General features: G+C 49.7%; 12 protein-coding genes. All 12 read left to right on the top strand.

What is annotated here, in order from left to right:
* Positions 1-72 precede the first annotated feature (72 nt).
* Positions 73-1,401, top strand: coding sequence for a response regulator (locus LKK83_RS06235; RefSeq protein ID WP_324630087.1), 1,329 nt, complete (start codon positions 73-75; stop codon positions 1,399-1,401).
* A 247-nt stretch (positions 1,402-1,648) separates the two neighbouring features.
* Positions 1,649-1,771 (top strand): hypothetical protein, encoded by a 123-nt coding sequence (locus LKK83_RS06230; RefSeq protein ID WP_324630086.1) that lies wholly within the window; start codon positions 1,649-1,651, stop codon positions 1,769-1,771.
* Positions 1,772-2,240: 469 nt separating this feature from the next.
* Positions 2,241-3,815, top strand: coding sequence for a CheR family methyltransferase (locus LKK83_RS06225; protein WP_324630085.1), 1,575 nt, complete (start codon positions 2,241-2,243; stop codon positions 3,813-3,815).
* A 23-nt stretch (positions 3,816-3,838) separates the two neighbouring features.
* A complete protein-coding gene (locus LKK83_RS06220; protein ID WP_324630084.1) occupies positions 3,839-4,924 on the top strand; it encodes a chemotaxis protein CheW in 1,086 nt (361 codons plus the stop codon).
* Between the two features lie 503 nt (positions 4,925-5,427).
* Positions 5,428-6,648 carry a methyl-accepting chemotaxis protein gene (locus tag LKK83_RS06215; protein ID WP_324630083.1) on the top strand — a complete coding sequence of 407 codons (1,221 nt, stop codon included), beginning with the start codon at positions 5,428-5,430 and terminating at the stop codon, positions 6,646-6,648.
* 1,219 nt (positions 6,649-7,867) lie between these two features.
* Positions 7,868-9,193, top strand: coding sequence for a methyl-accepting chemotaxis protein (locus tag LKK83_RS06210; protein WP_324630082.1), 1,326 nt, complete (start codon positions 7,868-7,870; stop codon positions 9,191-9,193).
* Positions 9,194-9,699: 506 nt separating this feature from the next.
* The gene (locus LKK83_RS06205) at positions 9,700-11,361 is read left to right on the top strand and encodes a methyl-accepting chemotaxis protein (protein ID WP_324630081.1); all 1,662 of its coding nucleotides are present in this window, start codon (positions 9,700-9,702) and stop codon (positions 11,359-11,361) included.
* 364 nt (positions 11,362-11,725) lie between these two features.
* A complete protein-coding gene (gene phnD, locus LKK83_RS06200) occupies positions 11,726-12,619 on the top strand; it encodes a phosphonate ABC transporter substrate-binding protein (protein ID WP_324630080.1) in 894 nt (297 codons plus the stop codon).
* 132 nt (positions 12,620-12,751) lie between these two features.
* Positions 12,752-14,206 (top strand): methyl-accepting chemotaxis protein, encoded by a 1,455-nt coding sequence (locus tag LKK83_RS06195; RefSeq protein WP_324630079.1) that lies wholly within the window; start codon positions 12,752-12,754, stop codon positions 14,204-14,206.
* Between the two features lie 11 nt (positions 14,207-14,217).
* The gene (locus LKK83_RS06190; protein WP_324630078.1) at positions 14,218-15,666 is read left to right on the top strand and encodes a HAMP domain-containing methyl-accepting chemotaxis protein; all 1,449 of its coding nucleotides are present in this window, start codon (positions 14,218-14,220) and stop codon (positions 15,664-15,666) included.
* A gap of 233 nt (positions 15,667-15,899) precedes the next feature.
* Positions 15,900-18,551 (top strand): response regulator, encoded by a 2,652-nt coding sequence (locus LKK83_RS06185; protein ID WP_442957286.1) that lies wholly within the window; start codon positions 15,900-15,902, stop codon positions 18,549-18,551.
* Between the two features lie 66 nt (positions 18,552-18,617).
* Positions 18,618-19,847, top strand: a complete 1,230-nt coding sequence (cheB, locus tag LKK83_RS06180; RefSeq protein ID WP_324630076.1) for a chemotaxis-specific protein-glutamate methyltransferase CheB — start codon at positions 18,618-18,620, stop codon at positions 19,845-19,847.
* Positions 19,848-20,127: the final 280 nt, after the last annotated feature.

The following is a 20,127-nucleotide window of genomic DNA, read 5'->3' as shown; positions in this document are numbered from 1 at the left end:
GGCTAAAGCCGCACGTTCGTTTTTCCTCCCCCGGCTAAAGCACGGGGGTTTCCAAACGTATCGGAGGTTATCATGATTTCCGAGTCATCAGGCTGTGCAAAAATTGCTGGTGAGCTGGCCGCGCTGATGCACCAAAAAGCAACTGGGGAATGGTCGATCGCGCTCTCGCAATCTGCCAGCCCTTCACAGGCTCAGAGGCGATCGCATCCCCCAAAAGGCGATCGCTTACCCCCCCGTGACAGCGCCATCGCTCCACCGACATCTTCGCACAACCGAGACCGTGGCAATTCCCAAACCCAAACTTCTTTGCTCAACCAGCAGCACTGGCGTTTTTATTTCGATGGCGGACGCTTTCTGTACGCCATTGACAGCACTCACCGCGTCCGTCGCTGGTCCCGCGCCATGCACCAACACTGCCCGGATTTTGCGATCGACCCGAAGTCGATCCGCGATGGCGAACCTTGGGAATATCAACTGCTACAAACCGCGATCGCAGACCGTATCCTCAGCGTCCCCACCGCTAAAGCTATCCTCTCCTCCATCGGTTTGGAGGTGTTGTTCCAGATCGCTAACGCTCCTCAGGTGACGACGCAGTGGAATTCTCAGCTCTCTGGCTTTGATATGCCGCCTCATCTTGCTTTGTCTTGTGCAGATGTCCGAGCGATCCTCCAAAAAGCCCAACATCTTTGGCAACAATGGCAAAAAATGGGGTTGAGCTACATTGACCCCGATCTCGCACCGGTTCTGAGCGATCCGCCTCGCTTGCAAAAACAAGTGAGTTCGGCATCGTTTTTGACCCTTAATAACTTGTTTAATGGCGAAAATACCCTTTGGGATTTGGCGATCGAGCGCAAGCAATCTGTCATCAGCGTTACCCGGACTTTACATCATTTCGTCGAACAAGGTAAAATCAAACTCGAGAAAGTGCCGGATTTACCCTCTGCGATCGAACAGTGGCGAATGATTCGTGCCGCCGTAACTCCCGCTAAGCCCTTAATCGCTTGCATCGATGATAGTCCTGCGATCGCTAAAGCCCTAGAGCAAATCCTTCGACCGGCTGGATACGAGGCGATCGCCATCCATGACCCGATGCAGGGGGTGGCTATCCTGGCTGAAAAAAAACCGGATTTAATCTTCCTGGATTTGGTGATGCCCCACACCAATGGCTACAACCTCTGCACCTTTTTGCGTCAAAGCAGTTTATTCAGCAATACGCCGATTATTATCCTCACCAGTCACGATGGCATTATTGACCGCACGCGCGCTAAATTAATCGGTGCGTCTGATTTTCTCAGCAAGCCCCCCCACCCCGAAAAAGTCTTGCAAATTGTGGAAAAATATTTAAACACCAGTTCAACAAAAAACAGTTTCTCTCTTCCAGAATATCCGGCAATGGCGTAAAAAAAACAAGTGTAAAAAAATGGCAAATCCCGTAAAATCCGGCGGACGAGTATTAAAAAAAGCGTTAAGAATAATTTATAAAAACATCTGAATTTAATAAAATTCATGGTTTGGGATGTTTGCAGACGGTTGATAGAAGCACTTCTCAAAATAAAGCCGATTGAGGTAGAAGCGATCGCACAGGATCGGTACTCTGGAAAGAGTGCTGGAGATGAGTCATGTTAAAATAACAATACAGTGCTAAGGGTTGCAACAAGGGGGCGTTGCTGATAAGCTGCATGTGAGCGCCAATTCCTCTAAACCGGGAATCGGTAGTGCCTATCGCTTTAGCGAAAAGCGCGATCGCCGCAGCAAACCTTTCCCTGCATAAGGCTTGGCATCAGGTAGAAAGTGCTAACGTGGCAAAACAACCAAAACCCCATAATCCCCGGAATAGGGATGAGGACAACCTGCACCGAAATGGGCTTCAGGGAAGGAATTGAGCGAAAAAAATGTATAGCCTGCCACATTTCTCGGCAATTGAAGCCCAGGGCGTTGCATTACGCCGATGGTGAAGCCAACTTCATCATCCCAGAGAGGGCGAACAAAACGATCGCTCTCGGGAAATAAAGTCGGTATTGATTCCCTCAATTGCACGAAAGCCTGTATTTCCGAGTTCCTTATGGTACCCTTAAGCGTATGCATCCGCGATCGCGGTGGAGTGGACTGGCGAAGATCCAGGGATGCCTCCAACCTCTGAGGGTGGGCAGATTCGAGGGAAAACCCTATTGGGAAAACTCCCCCGATCCAATCGCTGAGTTGAAAAGAAAAAAAGTTACTACATGCCAAGGTTTTTCCGAATGAGTGACGTTATAATAATAGAACGTTTTGCCCAATTGATTTCAAACTACACCGGTTTGCGAATTCGAGCGCAAGATCGCGAGGCATTTGGCAAAAAACTGTGGAGTAGAATTAACGCCCTCAAATTATCCTCTCTCGAACAATATTATCAGCTACTCGAAAAGGAACTCGCGCAGGGCGATACTTCATGGGCGATCGCGGGGCGGGGAGAATGGAAAGAACTCCTCATGCTATTAACCGTCGGCGAGAGTTATTTCTTTCGAGACAAAGGTCAATTTTGGCTGTTAAAACATATCATTTTACCCGAAGCGATCGCCCATCAACGGCAAATTTGGTATGCCCAAGGCACCTCCAAACCCTCCCTGCGTCTGTGGAGTGCCGGGTGTTCCACCGGAGAAGAACCCTATTCCCTCGCGATTTTGCTCACCGAACTGATTCCCGACTGGGAAAAGTGGGATCTATTGATATTAGGAACCGATATCAATCCCGAGGCGATCGCCAAAGCCAAGCAAGGGAGTTATAATTCTTGGTCTTTTCGGTTAGTCGAACCGGAAGAAATGCCCAAGTATTTTCATCGGCGCAACAACGAATGGGTTATCCGTGAAAAATTTCGGAAATTAGTCACCTTTCAACCGGGAAATTTAGTCAGCGATCGCTTTCCCGACCCCACCAAGAATATTGCCAACATGAATTTAATTATTTGTCGCAATGTTTTTGTATATTTTGACCCGCCGGCGATCGCCACCACATTAGAAAAATTTTATCAAACCCTCAGACCTGGTGGCTATTTAATCAGCGCTCATGCAGAACTGCACGGGCAAAACTTAGGAAAATTCCGCGCCAAAGTCTTTCCCCAGTCGGTGGTTTATCAGCGCGGTGCCAATTCCTCTTTGAATCTGACGAATTCCTCACCTCAGTTGCTGAGCATTCCCAAACCAGTACCGACAAAGCGAACCCACGCCGTACCCCCGCCATTCCAGAGTTCCAATCGGCAAACCACCCGGAACACCCCCCAGGGTCTTTATTCCTCCCCATCCTTATCCACGGAGGAAAAACAACATCAGTCAAGCTTACTTAAAACCCTGTTTGGCGAAGCCCAAACCCTATTTCGCAACGATCGCGTCCAAGTTGCACTACAAAAAGCCCAGCAAGTGGTTCGCCTACAACCGCGCCACTTTGGTGCCAATTCCCTAATCGCCGAAATATATGCTAATCTGGGAGACTATCAACAAGCCGAACACTACTGCAAACAAGCCATTGCCATCGATTCACTTTCCGTAGAACCCTATTATCTGATGGCTCGCATTGCTGAAGAAAAAGGAGATGTAGAAAAAGCAAAATATTGGCTAAAACGAATTATTTATCTCCTGCCTTTGTCCATTACAGCATACTTAGAGTTAGCCGCAATCTATCAAGCAGGCAAAGACATGAAAAGAGCGAATAAAATGCGAAAAGCTGCTCTAGAAATCCTCCAAGAACTGCCGGCAGAATACTCTATCGATAGACCCGAAACTGTGACTGCCGGTGAATTGCGGCGTTACGTACAAAACATGCTCGAGGATCGTCATCCATAAGCTCCCCTAATCGTACCCGAACGATGGAACAACAAACTTATCTTATTTTTAGCTCAAACGGCGCACGTTATGGAGTGGAGACCCGTTACGTGCAGGAAATTTTCTTCCTTCCCTTATTAAAAGCGATCGAGGAAGCCCCCCCGGATATTGTAGGCGTTCTCAATCTGCGAGGAGAAATTTTACCGGTCATGGATCTCAATTTGCGCTTCGGACACCGATCGCAAAACTACAAAATAACCGATAGCATCATCGTCTTAGAATGGAAAGGCGTTCAAATGGGCTTACTCGTCAACCAAGTGCATGAAGTTCAACAGATCGGTTCTGAAGAGATCGCCAAGGATCTAAACTACGGACGCCAGATGGATGCCTCTTCCCATCGTTTCATTTGCGGCATGGCGAAGATAATGGGAGATTTAGTCATGCTTCTCAACCCCGCGCCACTTATCGAACATTCGGAAACTTCGGAAAATGTAGAACCCAGCCTTTCCCAACACTCTCCATCCAGTCAAGAAAACAGCACAATCGAAACTCCCCAATTAAATTTTATTGAAGGAAAAGAGCGCTCCTGGCGGTGGGACGTTTCCGCCGAAGACATGGCGATTTTTCAACAGCGAGCGCAAAATTTAATGCAACCCACCGACACTCAAGATTTTACCGGGTTGATGCCGATCGCTGTGGTGGGTTTAAACGGAGAATATTTTGGAATCGACCTAAATATCGTCCGGGAATTTACTGATATTCGCCAAATTACTCCGATACCTTGCTGTCCGGATCGTATCCTCGGAAATATGAATCTCCGAGGTGAAATCATTACCTTACTCGATATTCGCGCTGTTTTAAACATGCCGATGAGTTCGATTTCAGAAGGCTCAAAGGCAATGGTCGTTCATCTAGATGACCTGATAGCCGGAATTACCATTGAAGAAGTCTGCGATGTCATGTACCTACATCCATCGGAACTGACGCCGGTTCCCGCCGCGGTACATTCTGCGAATGATGAATACCTGCGCGGAACCGCTCCTTATCGCGAAAAAATGATGAGTTTGCTCGATTTACCGAAAATTTTGACTCGAGGCGAATTGGAGGTCAATGAAGACCCTGGCTCCTAAGCCGACGCCGGAAAGAAAACGGATAAAAAACCCAAAATGAATTTTAACGGTGAAGAAGGCATTTCCCCAAAATTCGCGTAACCGAGCCAGGAGAAAGCTTGCAGAAAACGCCGATTATTTTATTTCTTCAATTGAAACTATTACCCGGCATCCGGGTGGCTAAAAAAGTTCCCGTTTTCTCTTTATTTTTCCACGGTTAAAGACCCCCCTAGGGAGGATGCGGGATGGATGGGCGATCGCAAATCATCCACAACCGAACCGAGGAAAACCGAGAGTATTTCTCGATACCCACCCTCGGGGAATTTTTACGGAAAATTGGGGGATTTGGATTCTGGATTCTTCGGTCTCAGTAATGAATGATGAGCCAGATGTGATGTTTTTTGCCCCCCTAACTCATGTTAAAGCACCCGATAAAACTCAGAAGCCGGATATTTTTGGGATATTCAGTGCTCCTGTTTCTCTGCTTGGGTTTTGCAACGATTGTCTCCCACCATACTGAAATCGTGGATAGCAAGGTAGCAACTTATGCCGAGATGCAAAAAGTCCTGACCGTCTCCCACCGCATCCAGGATGGGATTTCTCAGATGCAGCACTATAGCGCCACCTTTCTGCTCAAACCCGACGCGGATGTATCCCTCGCCTACGAACGAGGAGCGCAGTTATTTGCTCAATCGGCTGATTTTCTCGAAGGTGGCGTGGAAGACCCGGAACAATTAAAACGCTTGGAGAATATTCGACAGTTAGTTACCGAAATCGATACGCTTAATCGCTATTTAATTCGGTTGAGGAAAGCCAATAAAACCGAGCAAGCAATTCGTGCATTTGGTGCGGCACCCAGCCAAGACCTCACTCGGAAATTGACTCGAGTATTGGAGGATTTTATCGCGGGACAACATCAACTGCAGGCGGCTACCGAGCAGGAAACGAAAGCCGCTGTTTTATCGTTGAATAATGGGTTGTGGGTGGCGAGCTTGGGGTTAACCACTCTGGCGATCGCCCTAGGACTGTGGTTGGCGCAGCAAATTTCCGGGACACTCATTGATGTGGGTACTCGGCTTAAATCTTCTGCGAAAGATATTACCCACGATATCTATTTGAAGCAAACTGCAATGAAGCAACAGGTGGCGGTATTGCGGGAAACCACCGCTTTGGCGGAACATCTCCGGGTTTCTTCTCAAAACTATGCGAAGCAAACCGAAGCGAGTACCCAGCAAATCGAAGAAATTGGCGGGAAAATTCAGCAGTTAAGCGAGCAAATGGCTCAGGTTTACGAACTGGCGCATCAGGTGAGTTCTTTGGCGTCTCAAACCAATTTGTTGGCGCTCAATGCAGGGGTGGAGGCACAAAGACCAAGTTGGCCCTGTCATTGTTTTGATGTGATGGCAATGAAAATGCGACAATTGGCCAGTGAAAGCCAAAAATCAGCCGATCGCTTGAATGCTTTAGTGAACAGTCTCGAAACGGGATTGCATTCCTCAGTGAGTGACACCGAACAGGGCACTAAAATATACGAACCCCTCTCTCGGGCAATCCAGCGCATGAATGCAAATGCTCGCGAAATTTACCAGCACAGCAAGCAGCAGGCGATCGCGGTTCAAGAACTATTCGAGCAAATCGACGAAAGTTATCACCATGCGGCAAAAACGGCTACTGGCATGAGTGACACAAAAATTCACCTTAAAAAACTTAACATGGCCACGAGCCATCTGCAAGATATGCTTTAAATGGATAAGTGGGGCTACCGCCTCATAGGCACCCTCAGTTATTTGTTCTCGCTCATCGATCCTCGCTTATCGGTCTTCGCTCATCGATTTTCGGTCATTAGTTTTCTTGTAGAGAGGCGATTCATCCCGTCTCCAGGTTGGCACAATAAGAATCACTATTGCTTAACATTTGCGGTTGAAAATACAGGAGCATTGCCCAGGTTGTTTTTCTTTCACAAAATGCTTGGGGATTCTCAAGTCAATGCAGATCGCAGGTTCTTTTTCTGTGGTGTGGAGCGATCGCGCGCCAAACTCCGCCTAACCGGGCGATCCCTCTACACCCTTACACTGTTTCCTCGCCGCGATCGCCACTGTTGTGGTACAATGCTCCATTAAATTACTTGGAGAGAAAATAGCCCTGATGCGATCGCATGTGCCCCTGCAATTTAGCCGGTTCGGGGTTGCCCCTTCCGGTGTGGGTTTCCTACGCCGCAAAGGTCACTTCACTTGGCGTGGGTTTCCCTTCACCCCCTCTTGAAGGCGATCGCTCTCATCAGTTACCAATCCCCAATTCAATACAGTTGCCCGAGCCTCACGATCGCGAAAGATATAAAACTTAAAGAAAATTAAGCTTCGTTTAAAAATTTTCAGAAAAATTTATGAGAAAATTAAGAAATGTAGAGGGTCTGCACCGGACAAGATAGCGATCGCACCCCCACAAGACGGGGCAAGGGTTGAGCGCGCGAAAGTCTTCAATCATCTGTGCCTCAACCGATGTCGGCGCAAATTTGACCCGCCGCCAAACGCCACTTAAATTGCAGTGGTGGAAGCCCATCCCTAGATTAAAATTCTGTAGGATGTAATACAATTTCATTGACAAACATAAAAGTTTAACCCACTGGGGATCTAACCAAAAGCCGGACAAATTATTTCAGCAGAAGCCAGGGCATCTATAATGGAATTAGCGGAGAAAAACACCCCAGCAATGGTAGCCCAAGCCATCCCATGTTAACCCTGTAGATACAAAAAATGGAATCCAACTGATGGGGACAGGTGAGGGAGGCACTGTAGTGTTTGAAGGGTGAAATATTCCCCGGCAATCATCCGTGGGGAATGGCCGAGCTGTGGGAAGCTTCTGCTACTCAATATGTTAAAATGGTATGTTTTAGAGCGGGCATCGAAAAAAGCCACTTGATTCACATGAATTAATCAGCGAGCATCATTGCAAGAGGACGGCAGAATGTTTAAGGGTTTAAAATTGCGATCGCGGATTTTATTGGGATATTCCATTCCCCTATTATTCTCGATTGTGGCAGCCAGTGTAGTCTATGGGACGGTCAAACAAGTCAAACAACAGGTTTTCACCGCAGAAATTGGCAAACAACTGGTGAGGAGTTCCGATCGCATTGCCTGGAGTATTGCTGCAATTCACCGAGGCGGGAGGGGCTATCTGCTCGACCCGGAACCCGCAATTTTAAAGAACATCGATGAAGCCATTGCGACTTATAATGACTCCATGCTTTATTTGCAAGAACATGTGAAGAACGAGGAGCAGAAACGTCGGCTAAATGAGATTGTGCGATTGGCAGAAGACTCGATTGAGTTTAATCGCAGTTTTGTGAACTTAGTGCGACAAAACCAAAGAGAAAAAGCATTGGAAATCTATTCTTCAGCCGAGCGTCAGCGGGTAACGAGCAATATTGAAGAAAAGCTGGCGGAATTTAATGCTGTAGAAGGCCAACTTCTGGACGAAAAAAACGATCGAGTCGAAAATATGCTGGAATTTTTGACTCAAGTTGTGCTTCTGAGTACGGCAACTTCCGTGGTTGTAGCGCTGATTTTGGGCTGGGCGATCGCCACGCGCATTACGGAAACCATTAACGACACCGCCGCTACTATTGCCTCTTCTTCCACAGAAATTGCCGCGACCAGCGAACAGCAAGAACGCATGGCCAACCAACAAGCCAGTGCAGTTCACCAAACCACCACTACGATGGACGAATTGGCCGCTTCTTCCGAACAATCTGCCGACACTGCCGAGTCTACCCGGGAACAAGTGGAGCAAATTGCCACTCAAATTCAACATTTAACCGAACAGGTTAATCAAATCAATAAAATTGCCAATTTAGTCAGCGAAATTGCCAATCAAACCAACATGCTGGCACTGAATGCCGCCGTAGAAGCGGTGCGCGCGGGAGAACATGGCAAAGGGTTTGGCGTGGTTGCCTCGGAAATCCGCAAACTGGCCGATCGCAGCAAGCAATCCGCCGAAAAAATTACCGGATTAGTGGTGGATATTCAAAATGCCACCAATTCTGCCGTGGTGGTGATGAAAGATGGCACGCGCAGCGTGGAAAGTATTGTCGCCGTTATCAACAATATTTCGGTGAACGCGCAACAAATTTCTTTGAGTGCCAAACAACAAGCTGTGGCAATTCAGCAAGTGGTGGAGGCGATGAACAATCTTAATCAATCGGCACAAGAAAATGCCAGCGGCATCGCGCAAACTAAAATTGGGATTCAGCAGCTCAATCAGGCAGCAATCAGGCTCAAAGAAGAAGTTTAATACTCTGGCAGCGATCGAGATTAGGGCCGATCGCCCGCTCATGCCGCCGTCACGACTTCCCGAAGCGATCGTGTCTCCGAGATGCAGTGGGGCGATCGGCCTGCTGCTTTAAATTTTTTTTGCATAAAAACCACCTCAGGATTCTACAACCGGAAATCCCACCACTTAAATCTTAAAAAAACCTGTCAAAACTCGCGAGCCATCTCCCGCTTGACTATACTCGAAAATAGCTAGGGTGGTAAAGCCGTTTGCCCTTGGCATTAGCGGCCAATTCTTGGAACCCTCTAAAATAGTTTCACTCCTTCAGACTCCAGGTCAGTTCATCCGCCTTGAAGGTGTAATTCTTCAATTTTTATTAAGCTTTTCCATTTTATAAAATCTTAATTTTTTCCTTAAACCGGACTTAACCTCAAACCCTGCAAAATTTAGGAAACTATTACTGAGGTATCCGGGGTAATTTGCAACCAATTGCCCTCTGATTTAACGTACTCATGCAAACAAACCGGATGGATTTATCCTCCGTCGCCCGTCCAGACGAACCCGCAGCAATTCAGGAGCTATTCTATATGTTCGGTCAATTTAAACTCAGAGGTCGAATCGTCGCCTGTACGATCGCCCCACTGGCGATCTGTGGTCTTCTTGCAGGACTCCTCTCTGAGAAGGTTAGCAAAGTTGAAGAACTTCACGCCGAAATTAATCACTCTCGAGAGATAGTCAATCACTTAGGAGAAGCTACCCTTCATGCCATTCGCATGGAGCGGTCAATGCGGGGGTATTTGGTCAATCAAAAAGAACGTCATCGTCAGGGATTTGACATCGGACTCAACTCCTATCACACCCAGGTTCGTCGGTTAGAACCGCAAATCGAAACCCTCGAAGATGCCCAACAAAAAAAGCGGTTCCAAAACTATATAGAACTGGGAAAAGAACTGGAAAATCAACAGCGGGAAATGCTAGAGTTTGCCTCCACCGATCGCCGAGAACAAGCGGTGAGAATTTTTTCCACCGATCGCAGTAGCGAACTTATCCGAGAAATGCAAAAATTGCACCACGATTTTGTCGCGCAAGAGCGGAAAATATTGGCGGCAAAACAAGCGAAAACCAATGCAGAGTTGGATTTAGCAAAAGCGATTTCCATCTGGGGAACCGCCATTGGCAGCCTTGTCATTTTATTAATTGCACTACAAATTGCCGCTAGCATTCGAGACCAAATTTATCGCACCCTCACCGAATTAACTAGCTCCTCTACAGAAATTGCCGCCAGCTTCAAACATCGAGAAAGCGCCGCCATGCAGCAGGTTAGTTCCGTGAATCAAACCACCACCTCAATGGAGCAGTTAAGCGCCTCCTCAAAAGCTACAGCAGCACAAGCTGAATCTGCGGCTCAAAATGCGCGCTTCGTGTTAAATCTGGTGGATTGCAACGCCAAAAATTCCCGGGCAAACTCGAGGGTTGGCTTCCTTCAGTTGTCCGCTTCAGAAACAAATTTTGCTCCTGAGGAGCGCCCCGCCAGCAATGAGTTTTCTCTTCCGGCACAGAGGATGGATTCTTCCCTAGAGTTTGACCGGAAAAAACTAGGGAATGGTAAGGAAACCCCTGGGGATTTTAACTCTCTCTCTTCCGAGAGTTTTTTTACCGAAAAAACCCTCAAACAAAGCGTACAACAAATCAGCGATCGCATTCAAGGATTCAGGCAGCAAGTGCGTCAAATTGAGACCATTGCCACCCTGGTCAGCAATATTGCCAATCAAACCAATATTCTCGCCCTCAATGCCTCAGTGGAAGCCGTGCGTGCGGGTGATGCGGGAAAAGGATTTGGTGTGGTTGCTAGCGAAATTCGCAAACTCGCCGACGAAGTGCGTCAGTGTGCCGAACAGATTAATACCCTAGTTAAAGAGATTGAAACCGCCACCCAGGATACCGTCAGCGTCACCCACAACGGAACCCAAACCCTGGATATCGTCATTCGCTCTATGAATGAAATTGTGGGAAACATTCAACAAATTTCCCGCAATTCTGGCGAGCAAGCAGTCGCGATCGAACAGGTCTTCGATGCCATGAATGCCCTCAATCAAATTGCCAGGGAAACTGCCAATGGGATTACCCAAGCCAAAGTCGGTACCGATAGCCTCAACCAAACCGCGATCGCTCTCAAAAACATGGTGTGATTCTTTGGGAAAAAATAATGTCAATGGTCAATGGTCAATGGTCAAATGACAAACCACAAAGGACCAATGACCAATGACAAATGACCAAGGAGAAATGACCAAGGACCAAGGAGAAATGACCAAGGACTAAGGACAAATGACCAAGTACCAAGGACAAATGACCAAGGAGAAACTACCTTTGTCATTGGTTGTTCGGTTTAAGTTTGTAGGGTGGGCAGGCACGAGAATAGATGCGCGATCGGCACCTCTGAAAGTGGCTCTGTCCACCCTACCATCTGCTTGTCAGTAAATCGATGATTGCGGGAGCGTTTGATGGAAAAAATACCCGATCTTATTTAATCTAAGTTCAAAAAAGAGGAAGTCAATGATGTTTTGCCGAAAACTTTGCACCGCCTTATTCCTGTTATTGCCGCTGGTGGTTGCTTGTGAAAGCCAGAACAGGCAATCCATTGCCTTAGCCAGTGAACCAGTGGTTTTAGGCTTAATTCCTGCGGAACAAATCCACAAAATGGAACAGCGATTCGAGCCTATGCGTGCTTACCTAGAGCAGAAACTCGGACGCCGGGTAGAATTCTTTACGGCTACCAGCTACGGGGGAATCATTGAAGGGATGAAACAAGATAAAGTGGATCTGGCATTTTTTGGGCCGCTTTCCTATGTATTGGCGGAAGAAGAAGCGGGAGCAGAAGCCTTTGCCGTGGGGGTAAGATACAATGGGAAATCTACTTATCATAGTATTTTTGTGGCTCCTAGGGATTCGAGCATTAAATCCTTAGAAGATTTGCAAGGGAAATCCGTGGCTTTTGTGGATCCGGCATCCACCTCCGGTGCATTAATGCCTACCTATGCTATCAAAAAAGCCACCGGGATGATGCCGAAAGAATTTTTTGGAGAACTCACCTATGCCGGGAGTCACGATCGAGCGGAAATTGCGGTGAAATACGGCACGGTGGATGCCGCCGCCGACAGCGATATTTCTTACGACAAAATGCTCGAAAAAGGATTTATCACCAAACAAACCAATCTAATTTTGTGGCGATCGGATCCGCTGCCCGGGTCTCCCCTGACCTATCGCGAGGATTTAGACCCAAGGCTAAAAGCGCAACTGAGAGAGATTATTCTCAACGCTCACCAAGAGATTGAGGTGACTGGATTTGGGGAATTAATTCGCTATGAAGCCACCGAGCCGGCGAATTATCAAGTGATTCGGGATATGATAAAAGAATTGGGAATTGAGCGAGAAGAAATGTTAAAGTAAGGGAAATTGAAGGACTCATCCGGGTTGCCGGATGGATCGACCCTATTCAGCCTTATCTCAATCCCTGCTGTATCGAGTAATGAATAAACGATTCGCGCTTACACTTCTGTCTTCAATGAGAAAAATCCGTTTATGTGGACTCCAGTGAAACTTCGACCGAAAATGCTACTTGGCTATACGGTCCCGATCGCCGCTTATTTAATAGTGGCGGGGATTCCGATCGCCTCTACGGTTCGGCAAGCGCTCGACACTTTTCAAGAAGTCGAACGGGTACAAAACGTCATTTTGAATATCAATCAAATGTCGCGGGGTGCCCAGGGGATGGAAACAAGCAGTCGGGGGTATCTCGCCGATGCCGATCCAGCCTTTATCGAAGAATACCATCGGGCATTAGAGTTATTCCACGAAGCCTCTGAATCCATCGAACCGCTGATTATCGTTTCCGAACAACAAGAACGGTTAGAAAAATTGCGGGAAATTAAAGTTAGCTCCGATGCATTTATTACGAAAATAATCCGCTTAGTGAACGAGGGCAAACAAGCGGAAGCGGTAGAATTGTTCGAGACGGGGATCGGCATCGAACTGGGGAATGAATTTGAAAAAATTTATCAAGAATTCAGCCGCACGGAAAAGCAGCTTTTAGCGGCGAGAACCAGCCAAGCAAGGGCCGCATTGCGATCGCTGATTGGGGTGTTGTTGTTGGCGTCATTGCTTCTCGTCTCTTTAGCCATTGGCGCAGCATTGTGGATTTCATCCGGTGTAGCGCGAACCATTACCCTGGAAGCGGAGGCGATCGCGCACTCGGCCACAGAAATTGCGGTTACAATGGAACAGCAGGAGCGAGTCGTCACCCAGCAGGCATCAGCGGTGAATCAAACCACCGCCACCATAGATGGATTAAATGCGGCGGCGCATCAAGCCGCCGATCGCGCCGACAGTGCGGCGAAAAACGCCCGGGAAGCCCTCAATCTCACCGAGAGTGGCACCGCAGCAGTGGGAGAAACCCTGCAAGGAATGGCAACTCTCCACGAAAAAGTTGCGGCGATCGCCGAACAAACTCAGCACCTAAGCCAACACACCGGACAAATCAGCAGCATCGCGCGGTTGGTCACCGATTTGGCCACCCAAACCAACATGCTAGCCCTCAACGCCGCCGTGGAAGCGGTACGCGCCGGGGAACATGGCAAAGGCTTTGGGGTCGTCGCTACCGAAATTCGCAAACTCGCCGACCAAAGCAAACGATCCGCCGAACGCATCGATATCCTAGTCGCCGATATCCAACGGGCGATTCATACCACGGTAAAAGCCACTCGCGAGGGTTCCCAAACCGTGGAACGAGGCGTCCAAATCGCCCAACAAACCGCCGATGCTTTGAGTGGGGTTGAAAATGCGATCGATGAAGTTTCCCTAAACACAGAACAAATCTCCCTCGGCGCACAAGAACAAGCCAACGATCTGCAACAAATTTTAGCAGCCATGAATGCTCTTAACCAAGTTTCCCAAGACAGCGCCGGTGGCATTGCCCAAGTTAGAATCGGTACCCAAAACCTCAATGAAGCCGCCAAACACATTAGACAAATCGTATAGGAACTCTTCCAATGTTTGGGAATATCAAAAAGCTACACACGAAACTCTACCTGGGTTTTTTTGTAATTCCGGCGTTGATTTTAGTCGGAATTAGTGCTTATTCGATTTATTCGTTTCTCCGCATCGATCGCCAAGTGGGCACGATTTATGACGATCGCGTGATTCCCTTACGACAACTGGACCTCATTGCCGATAATTATGCCATAGAAATTGTCGATGCAGTCAACAAAGCCAATGCCAACCTCATCACCCTCAACCAAGCAATAGCGCAGGTAGACACCGCCCAAAAAGAGAGCGAAAAAGCGTGGGAGGCTTACCAGGAAACTTACTTAACCGATCGCGAGCAAACCTTGGTGAATGAATTAGAAGAATTATTGGCCGCCGCCAATGTAGAAATCCAACAGCTCGAGCGCGTCTTAGAAGCCGGAAATCGCGCCGGATTAAGTCAATTTGACGGCCCTCTTTATAAGGTTATCGATCCCGTGACGGCGAAGTTGCGCGAATTAATGGATTTACAATTAGAAGTCGCCCAGGAGGAACGACAAATTGCCAATCGCGTTTTACGAGAAACCGTCGTCATTTTTATCATTTTAGTGGTCATTGCCGTGTTCGCCGCTTCTCCGTTTGGCTATGTGGTGAGTAATGCGATCGCGCGTCAACTGCGCGAAACGGTCAATCAACTCAGTTCCAGTTCCACTGAAATTGCCGCCGCCGCTGAGGAACAAGAGCGGATTGCGGCACATCAAGCCAGTGCTTCAAATGAATGTAGCAGTACGATGGACGAGTTGAACGCTTCGGCAAAGTCTACCGCAGAACAAGCAGACGCAGCCCTCAATAGCGCCAAACATGTATTGACCCTGGTGGATAGCTATAGCGCCACCGCCCAGGACTCTCCTGGCACTCCCTCGCGGGGACTCTCCCCCACCACCACCCCCGGACTCAAGGAGAAAGTAGACCAAATCGCTCAGCAAATTACCAGCCTGAGCCAACAAGTGGAGCAAATTGATAAAATTGCTACTGTGGTGAGTTCTTTGGCCAACCAAACCAATATGCTCGCTTTGAATGCGGCGGTGGAAGCGGTGCGCGCCGGCGAACAGGGAAAAGGATTTGGTGTCGTTGCTTCGGAAATTCGCAAACTAGCCGATCGCTCCCAAGAATCCGCCGAACGGATCAATCACCTGGTTGCAGATATCCAAGAGGTGACTCGTCGCACAGTGATGGTCACCGATGAGGGGCAAAAAACCGTAGGCACCATTGTGGAAGCGATAAACGAAATTGTCATCAATTCTCAACAAATTTCCCTGACGGCGGGGCAACAAGCGATCGCGGTGCAGCAAGTCGTAGAAGCCATGAAAAGCCTCAATGCCGGTGCCCAAGAAACCGCCACTGGCATCGCGCAAACCAAAACCAGCACTCAAACCCTCAACCACCTGGCCCGGGATCTCGGGACGATGGTGTGACATTTTCTGGCACCAAACCCCCATCATGGGCAAAACCCCGAGGGGGGAGAAAACTCCCCCAAAGAAATATAGCCACACTGGAATAAAAATTCTCCCTTTCAAACTCATAGAAAACGCGATCGCAACTTCCGGGACTACACCCTCAACTTTTCACTACAGGAGCGGGAATCTTGGATGAAGGGGCAATCTATGAGGCTACATCCAAATCCATGCATCGAGGAGACAACGCCATGATGATTGAAGACGAAGAGCTGCGGATGACCTTCAAAGTCGCCAGCGAAGAACACTTACAAAAACTCGAAGAAGGGTTATTGCACCTAGAAAACCAGCCCGATGATTCGGCAAAAATAGAAGAATTGATGCGAGAGGCCCATAGCCTGAAAGGCGATGCAGGCATGTTGGGGGTCAAAGATATCGCCACCCTAGCCCATCAATGGGAACATCTACTCGGTACCGTAAAACGAGGGGAAAGCCCCCTCACCTCAGACCTGTGCGATCGCCTTTATTATGGGTTAGACGCGATCGGCAAACTGGTGGAGGAATGCATCACCGGCGAAGCCGCCGGAGTGAATACCTTTTACGTCCTCGCCCGCCTGATGGGAGCCAAATCCGACTCGGCGGACAGGGAAAATTCCGCCGCCGAGTCCTCCCCCACCGACACCGAACAGGTCGATACCGAAGACGCCCACACCCAAGACGCCCACACCGAAGACAGCGCCCCAGAAGAACCACCGAGGGAAGACTCGGACCTGCAAAGCGAAGCCCAAGAAGGGGACGCCACCTCGGAAACCACCTCCGTTTCCGAGTCGGTTCCCCCTACAGAAGAACCCAACGCCAGCGCCCCAGAGTCCAACGGTGGGGACAGACCCAGCGCCAAACCCCCAGCGCCCCCCGCCGAACCCACTGAGCCACCGCACCATCACAATGGTAGTGGGGTGCAACGGGAATCCCCGCCCCCCAGAACGACAAAACCCCTCCCTCAGGCACAGAAAAAACCCCCTGCACCCTCGCCGACTTCCCCGCACCAAGCCTCTCCTGCACCAGTGTCCACCGCCCCTAGCAGCAATTACCGCATCGACACGATTCGGGTGGAAACGCGCAACCTCGATGGGTTGATGACCCAAACCGGGGAACTGACGGTGACCAAAATCCGCATCGCCCATCGCCTCTGGGAGGTGGAGGAAATCGTTTCCCTGTGGGAAGAGTGGAGTCGAGATGCATTTATCAATCGCTTTGCCCTCGAAGAAGTGACCCAGGGCAACCGCAATGGGGCTTTACAGCAATTGCAGGGCTTTCATCATCGTCTGGAAGAACGACTCGATCGCCTGGGGAAGGTGGTGAATCGTCTGCGAAATGCGGTGTATGAGGATAATGCCAGACTGGATATTATTAGCGATGAACTCGAAGAAGGGATTCGCACCCTGCGCTTGTTGCCACTTTCGACGATTTTTAATTTGTTTCCCCGCATGGTGCGGGATTTAGCGAAACAAGAAGGGAAGCAGGTGGAGTTGATTGTGCAAGGGGCACAGACTCGCGCCGATAAGCGGATTTTGGAGGAAATGAAGGATCCGCTGATGCACATCATTCGCAATGCGATCGATCATGGTATCGAAACCCCGGAACAACGGGAAGCACAAGGGAAACCGGCAAAGGCAACAATTCGCCTCGAGGGCTACCAAACCGCAACGAATATTATTATCGAGGTGAGCGATGACGGGCGCGGACTGGATCTGGAGAAAATCAAGAAAACGGCGATCGCGCGCGGAATTTGTCGCGAAGAAGAACTCGCCGCAATGACGCCGACTCAAATCCAATCCCTGATTTTTGCCCCGGGTTTTTCCACGCGCACCTTCGTGACGGAAGTCTCGGGACGTGGGGTGGGACTCGATGTGGTTCGCACCAATGTGGAACGGCTCAAAGGCACGATTCAGGTGAACTCTGCCCCCGGTGAGGGGACGACTCTGCGCCTGTCTCTCGGCACCAGTTTGGCAACGGCACATGTGCTGCTGGTGATGGTGGAGGAGATTTCTTATGCATTGCCGGTGGAGTTTGTGCAAATGGCGCGCTTGGTCCATGAAAGCGAGATTTTCTCGATTGAGGGTCGCGAAACGATAATCCTGGAGGGGTATCCGGTGTCGGTGGTGAAATTGGCGGATCTGCTGGAACTGTCCCCCCGCCAGAAAATGGCAGCTCGCATGAGCGTACAAGAGGCTCGCGAGGAGCGGGAACAAAGTATTGCGGAGTCCAGTTGGCCTTGTATTATCCTGCAAATCGGTGAGGAACGATTGGGATTGTTGGTGGATGCGTTGGTAGACGAGCAGGATGTGGTCCTCAAACCCCAGAGTCAATTGCTCCAACGAGTGCGAAATGTCTCTGGGGCAACGATTCTCGGCACGGGGGAGGTCTGTATGGTGCTCAATCCCCAGGATTTGCTCAAGTCGGTTCGCCAGCGCTCTGCCCCAATGGCCCAGGCGACGCCGATGCTACCCAGTGAAGATGTGGAGATGGAAGAGGCTCCCAGCAAGCCTCTGGTGCTGCTGGTAGAAGATTCGATCGCCACACGCACTCAGGAAAAGCGAATTCTGGAAGGTGCGGGATATGAAGTGGTGACGGCAGTGGATGGTTTGGATGGTTATAATAAACTTAAGACTCGTACCTTTGATGCGGTGGTCTCGGACGTGCAAATGCCCAATATGGATGGGTTGGCATTGGTGGCCAAAATCCGCGAACACCAGGAGTATTCGGAGTTGCCGATCGTGTTGGTGACTTCCCTGGCGCGGGATGAAGATAAAAAACGGGGGGCGCAAGCCGGAGCAAATGCTTATATTACGAAAAGCAGTTTTAATCAGGATGTGCTATTAGATACGCTCCGACGTTTGGTTTAGATAGGGGTGCTTGGGGTGGCGGTGGCTTCTGAGAATATTTTTAGAATGGATAGTACGCGAGCGAAAATGAACAAAAAACCGATTCGAGTTTTACTGGTGGATGATTCTCCGGTGGCGCTGACGATTTTTAAGCGCCTTTTGGGAGGGACGCCAGATATTGAAATTGTGGGTACGGCTCGAACCGGGGTGGAGGGTCTTACGTTGGTTCCGCAGGTTCAACCGGATGTGATTTGTACGGACCTGCACATGCCTGAAATGAATGGGCTGGAGTTTACTCAGGAGGTGATGTCGAAGTTCCCGCGCCCGATTTTGGCGATTAGTTCTTCGGTGCAGGCGGAGGATACGCATAATGTGTTTAAGCTGCTGAAGGCGGGGGCGGTGGATGTGTTTCCCAAACCTCGCTCTGGGATGATGAATAATTTCGATCGCCTTCGTCAGGAGTTGATTGGGAAGATTCGGGTACTCTCTGGCGTGGCGGTGTTTACCCTGCATCGACGCTCTGCTGCGAGTGGGGAAGTATCGGTGGTGCGCCCGCAACCGCGTGTGTCTGCGCCACCGCCGCGATCGCTCCCGCCTGTCTGTGCATCGCCGAAACCGGAGAAGTCGGTGAGGGTGTCTGGGGAGGATGCGCCTCGGAAACGGTCTTTCCTGGGAAGCGATCGCCCCTCTTCTGTGATGTCTCGCTCTGTTCCGCCGCCCGCAACGCCTGCATCGGCTGCCTTTTACCGGATGGTGGCGATCGGCGCTTCTACCGGGGGGCCGCAAGCACTGTACGGGATTCTCACTCAGCTCCCGCCGAATTTCCCGGTGCCGGTGCTTTGCGTACAGCACATTAGTGAGGGGTTTTTGCAGGGGTTGGTAGATTGGCTGGCTCTTGAATGTCACTTACCAGTGAAAATCGCTCCCCCGGGGGAATACCCGCAACCGGGAATGGTGTATTTTCCCCCTGAACGCAAGCACTTGGAGTTAGACAATCGCGGGCGCTTCGTTCATTCTAATGCCCCGCCGTATTCGGGACATCGCCCTTCGGTAACGGTGATGTTTGAGTCTGTGGCTCACTATTATGGGCGCGGGGTACTGGGGGTGCTGCTCACGGGCATGGGCCGCGATGGGGCTGAGGGCATGCAGGCGATCGCCCGCGCCGGCGGCCTCACTATCGCCCAAAACGAAGCCACTTGCGTGGTGTTTGGCATGCCTAGAGAAGCGATCGCTCTCGGTGCCGCTCACTATATTTTGCCCGTTACTGATATCGCTCCCATGCTAATTCGCAAGGTGGTTTCCAGTCGAAGTGGCTGATGGTATATTGCTGTATAACTCGTTCCCAGCACATGCTGGGAACCCCCACTCTGAGGCTCCGCCTCGAATGAAGAGAAGAATTGAGAAATTTCCCTCGCCTCTTTCCTGAATTCCCACAAAATTCCTAACTTGTCAAGCATCCAGGTCCCTTCTATATTGCAAGTTAACAACTTTATGTAGGGGGGAAGTGCGTTTCGCACTTCCCCTACGGGATTACCCGACAGTGAAGAAGTCCTCCACGCCGAGGGTATTGGCATCGATGCCAGTGAGAACGGCGAGC

Source organism: Phormidium sp. CCY1219, from assembly GCF_035615515.1.
Taxonomy (GTDB): domain Bacteria; phylum Cyanobacteriota; class Cyanobacteriia; order Cyanobacteriales; family Laspinemataceae; genus CCY1219.
The sequence above is the reverse complement of the archived record's forward strand: the minus strand, read 5'-3'. Positions and strand labels throughout refer to the sequence as shown.